This is a genomic window from Intrasporangium chromatireducens Q5-1 (assembly GCF_000576575.1).
In the GTDB taxonomy this organism is placed as follows: domain Bacteria; phylum Actinomycetota; class Actinomycetes; order Actinomycetales; family Dermatophilaceae; genus Intrasporangium_A; species Intrasporangium_A chromatireducens.
The window spans coordinates 1-3,770 of record NZ_AWQS01000316.1; the positions used below are offsets into that span (position 1 = coordinate 1).

Consider the following 3,770-nt stretch of genomic DNA (forward strand, 5'->3'; position numbering starts at 1 on the left):
CCGTCGAGAGGCCACAAACCGTCGAGAGGCCGGTCCGCGGCTGACCGGTCAGAACAGCTGGCGGAAGTTGGCGCTCGCGAGGTCGAGCAGCTCGTCCCCGCGACCCGACAACACGGTGCGGATCGCATAAAGGGTGAAGCCCTTGACCTGCTCAGCCGTCACCGCGGGCGGGATGGTCAGCTCCTCCCGCTCCGTCAGGACATCGACGAGGGCCGGCCCCTTGTGGCTGAAGGCCGCCTTGAGGGCGCCGGCCAGGTCCTTCGACTTCTCGACGCGGATTCCCTTGACGCCCATCGCGTTGGCGACCTGCGCGAAGTCCGGGTTGACCAGGTCGGTGCCGTAGTTGACGAACCCGGCCGCCTTCATCTCCAGCTCGACGAAGTTGAGCGACGAGTTGTTGAAGACGACCATCTTGACGGGCAGCCGGTTCTGCGTCACCGTCAGCAGCTCGCCGAGGAGCATCGCGATCCCGCCGTCACCGCTCAGCGTCACGACCTGTCGGCCCGGCAACGCTTCCTGTGCGCCCACGGCGTGGGGCACAGCGTTCGCCATGCTGCCGTGGATGAACGACCCGATGAGCCGCCGTCCGCCGCCCATGCGCAGGTAGCGCGCCGCGTAGATGACCGGGGACCCCACGTCGGGCACGAAGACCGCGTCGGGGTCGGCGAGCTCGTCGACCAACCGGGCCACGTACTGGGGGTGGATCGGCCGCCGTCCGCGCGACTCCGTGGCGAGGTCGTCGAGCCGGGCCCGCGTCTTCGCGTAGTGCGCCAGCGCGTCGTCGAGGTGGCGCCGCTTCTTCTGCTCGTCGAGCAGCGGGAGCAGCGCCCGCGCGGTCTCGCCGACGTCACCGACGAGGCCCAGGTCCAGCGGCACGCGCCGACCCAGCTGGTCCCCGCGGAGGTCGACCTGGACGACCTTGGCCCGGCGCGGATAGAACTGCTGGTACGGGAAGTCGGTGCCGAGCATGAGCAGCGTGTCCGCGGCCTCCATGGCGCGGTAACCCGAGGCGAAGCCGAGCAGCCCCGTCATCCCGACGTCGAAGGGGTTGTCGAACTCGATCCGGTCCTTGCCGCGCAGCGTGTGCACGATGGGCGCGGCGAGCCGGTCGGCGAGCGCGACCACGTCGTCGTGCGCCTCGCCCACGCCGACGCCGGCGAGGATCGTCGTGCGGGAGCCGGCGTTGAGGATCGTGGCGGCCCGGCGCAGCTCCTCCTCCGACGGCATGACCCGCGCCGACGTCGCCCGCACCTGCACGACCCGGTCGTCGACCGCCTCCTCGAGCGCGACGTCGCCGGGGATGACGACGACCGCCACCCCACGTCGCTCGAGCGCGACCCGCTGGGCGATCTCGAGGACGCGGGGCATCTGGCTCGGGTGGGCGACGAGCTCGGAGTAGACGCTGCACTCGCGGAACAGCTCCTGCGGATGCGTCTCCTGGAAGTAGCCGCTGCCGATCTCGCCGCTCGGGATCTGGGCCGCGATGGCCAGCACGGGCACGCGGCTGCGGTTCGCGTCGAACAAACCGTTGATGAGGTGCAGGTTGCCCGGGCCGCAGCTGCCGACGCAGACCGCCAGCTCGCCCGTCAGGTCGGCCTCGGCGGCCGCCGCGAAGGCGGCGCCCTCCTCGTGCCGCACCTGCACCCAGTCGATCGTCCCGTCGCGGCGCAGCGCGTCGGTGAAGCCGTTGAGCGAGTCGCCCGGCACGCCATACACCCGCTTGACGCCGTTCGCGCGCAGCGCGGCGACCATGTTGTGCGCGATCGTTCGTGCCACTGGCCCTCCTCGAGCGGGAACGTCTCCTCCCGCAGCAGGTACCCAATGTCAGCCGGTATGCCGCTGAGCGGGCTCCGGGTGCTCCAGCAGGAGGGCGCGTGGACCGGCCCGCAACCGTAGGCTGAACCCGGGTCCCACGGACGCGACGAGGCGAGGAACGCGTGGAGCACTACCAGTACCTGCTGCTGATGGGCGCCTGCCTGCTCGTGACGCTGCCCCTCGAGTTCCTGCTCGGGGCGTGCGTCTACCGGCGGCCGCGCCTGCTGTGGCGTGCCCTGTGGCCGGTCGTCCTCGTCTTCTCGGTGTGGGACATCGTCGGGATCTGGCGGGAGCACTGGACCTACAGCGCGCGCTACACGACCGGGGTGCGGCTCGTGTTCGGGATGCCGCTGGAGGAGCTCGTCTTCTTCGTCGTCGTCCCGATCTGCGGCCTGCTGACGTGGGAGGCGGTGGGTCGGGTCCTGGCCCGGGCTCGCCAGACCCGGGCGAGGAGCCGCCCCGGCCTGCGCCGGAGCCGGGACGGGAGCCCCGATGCCTGAGTACACCGCGCTCGCCGTCCTCTCGGTCGTGGGCGCGGTCGCCCTGGCCCGCCTGCTGCGGGTGCGGCTCTTTTCCCGAGCGCAGTTCTGGTGCGCCATGGCGATCGTGCTCGCCTTCCAGGTGCTCGTCGATGGCTGGCTGACCAAGCTGTCCGCGCCGATCGTGCGCTACAACGCGCGCGCGATGCTGGGGTGGCGTTTTCCCTGGGACATCCCGGTCGAGGACTTCCTCTTCGGCTTCGCGATGGTGACGAGCGTCATCGTCCTCTGGGAGCGCGCCAAGCGCCGGCTCGCCGGCTCGGCCGGGAACGCGGCGGAGCAGCCCGTGGGCCAGCCCGTGGGGGAGCAGCCCGCGGTGAAACGGTCCCCGGAGCCGGCGCCCGGCGACGGGCACGAGGAGAACCGATGAGCAGGCGCGCGACGACGTGGCGGCCCGGACGCGACCCGCGTGCGGTGCGCCACGCAGCACCGGCCCCCATGTCCCCGCCCCACTCGGCCGGCCGGGTCGTCGTGGTCGGCGCGGGCGTCGCGGGGCTCGCCGCCGCGACGGGCCTCGCGGAGCGCGGCGTGCCGGTTGTGCTCCTCGAGCGCGAGGACACCGTTGGGGGACGGGTCCGGTCCTGGGACGTCCAGGTGCCGGCGCCGGTGGCGCGGCCGTCGGCGGCGGCGCGGCTGCAGGCGCTTGAGGAGCCGCCGACGGGGGCGGCTGCTGCCGCCACTGTGCCAGCGGCGATGAGCCGGGGCTTCCATGCGTTCTTCCGCCAGTACTACAACCTGCGCGCCCTGCTGCGGCGAGCCGACCCCGGCCTCGAGGCGCTCGTGCCGCTCGCCGACTACCCCCTGCAGCTGGCCGGGGGTCCCCGCGACTCGTTCGCCCGGGTGCCGCGCACGCCGCCGTGGTCGGTGGCCGGGTTCGTCGCGACGAGCCCGAGCTTTCCCCTCCGCGAGCTGGCGCGGGTCGACCTCGATGCGGCCCTCGGCCTGCTCGACGTCTCCTTCCCGCAGACCTGGCGCGACTACGACGGCGTCTCCGCCGCAGAGGTCCTCGACCGCCTCCGGTTCCCCGACACCGCGCGTCACCTGGCCCTCGAGGTGTTCGCGCGCAGCTTCTTCGCCGATCCGGCGGACTTCTCCGGTGCGGAGCTCGTCGCCATGTTCCATGCCTACTTCGTCGGGTCTGCCGAGGGGCTGCTCTTCGACGTCCCCGCCGGGCCCTACGACGAGGTGCTCTGGCGCCCCCTCCTACGGCACCTGCGCGCCCTGGGCGTCGAGGTGCGGACGGGCCGGGAGGTGCGTCTCCTCGGCGAGGATGGTGCCGGCGTGCGGGTGCACCTCGACGAGGGCACCGCGCTCGAGGCGGACCAGGTCGTCCTCGCGACCGAGCGGGCCGCCCTGCAGCGCCTGGTGGCCGGCGCCGAGTGGCTCGGGGACGCCCCGTGGCGGTCGCGGCTGGCG

The 3,770-nt window shown here is 72.9% G+C and carries 4 protein-coding genes; 3 read left to right on the top strand and 1 reads right to left on the bottom strand.

Translation table 11 applies throughout. The annotated features are described in order from the left end of the window. Nucleotides 1-48: 48 nt before the first annotated feature. Nucleotides 49-1,752 (bottom strand): ubiquinone-dependent pyruvate dehydrogenase, encoded by a 1,704-nt coding sequence (poxB, locus tag N864_RS20175; protein WP_034721634.1) that lies wholly within the window; start codon nt 1,750-1,752, stop codon nt 49-51. A gap of 185 nt (nt 1,753-1,937) precedes the next feature. On the opposite strand from poxB, the gene N864_RS20180 reads away from it, so the two are divergent. The 3 genes from N864_RS20180 to N864_RS20190 all read left to right on the top strand — a co-directional run. Then, a complete protein-coding gene (locus tag N864_RS20180; protein WP_051518856.1) occupies nt 1,938-2,315 on the top strand; it encodes a lycopene cyclase domain-containing protein in 378 nt (125 codons plus the stop codon). Further along, the gene (locus N864_RS20185) at nt 2,308-2,724 is read left to right on the top strand and encodes a lycopene cyclase domain-containing protein (RefSeq protein WP_081794078.1); all 417 of its coding nucleotides are present in this window, start codon (nt 2,308-2,310) and stop codon (nt 2,722-2,724) included. The genes N864_RS20180 and N864_RS20185 overlap by 8 nt, the downstream gene beginning before the upstream one ends. Next, nucleotides 2,721-3,770, top strand: a 1,050-nt coding sequence (locus N864_RS20190) for an FAD-dependent oxidoreductase (protein ID WP_034721631.1), incomplete at its 3' end; no start/stop codon positions are given. The genes N864_RS20185 and N864_RS20190, both read left to right, overlap by 4 nt.

What these genes read in the sequence shown, in the direction of transcription:
- poxB (WP_034721634.1), bottom strand. Translation starts at nt 1,752, where the DNA reads ATGGTCGCCGCGCTGCGCGCGAACGGCGTCAAGCGGGTGTATGGCGTG.
- N864_RS20185 (WP_081794078.1), top strand. Translation starts at nt 2,308, where the DNA reads ATGCCTGAGTACACCGCGCTCGCCGTCCTCTCGGTCGTGGGCGCGGTC.